The 587-nt window shown below is 53.7% G+C and carries 1 protein-coding gene; it reads right to left on the bottom strand.

The window, feature by feature from the left end; genetic code table 11:
* Positions 1–587: cadherin repeat domain-containing protein (locus Q8W32_RS16555; RefSeq protein ID WP_305415694.1), on the bottom strand; the 587-nt coding region annotated here is incomplete at both ends.

The following is a 587-nucleotide window of genomic DNA, read 5'->3' as shown; positions in this document are numbered from 1 at the left end:
TTATTGACCGCCAGGGTAACGGCCTGATTGGTAAAGTTACCAGCTCCGTCGGTAGCGGTGACAGTAAAGCTGTAGCTTGGTTTGGTCTCGTAATCAGCGTCGGCCAATAAGGTGACTTCACCGGTGGCTGGGTTGACGCTGAAATACGCAGCATCGTCGCCAGAGAGCGAGAAACTCACACCATCGGAAATATCAGCAGAGTCATCAGCAATCGCGGTATACACCACCTGCCCGGCACCGCTGTTTTCATCAATCGCAGTGGCGGTATCACCAGACGTAATCGTCGGTGCCACTTCATCCAGATCATTGACCGCCAAGGTGACGGTCTGATCAGTGAAGTTACCAGCCCCATCGGTGGCGGTGACGGTAAAGCTGTAGCTGGACTTGCTTTCGTAATCAGCGTCGGCCAACAAAGTCACTTCACCGGTGCTGGCATCAATCGAGAAATATGCCGCATCGTCGCCTGAGAGCGAGAAAGTCACACCATCAGAGATATCTGTGGAGTCATCCGCGGTGGCGGTATAAATCACACTGCCCGCACCGCTGTTTTCATCGATGGCAGTCGCGGTATCACCAGAGGTAATCGT

Source organism: Oceanobacter sp. 3_MG-2023 (assembly GCF_030688925.1).
Lineage (GTDB): Bacteria > Pseudomonadota > Gammaproteobacteria > Pseudomonadales > Oceanobacteraceae > Oceanobacter.
Note: the sequence above shows the minus strand (reverse complement) of the source record. Positions and strands in the feature narration are given on the sequence as shown.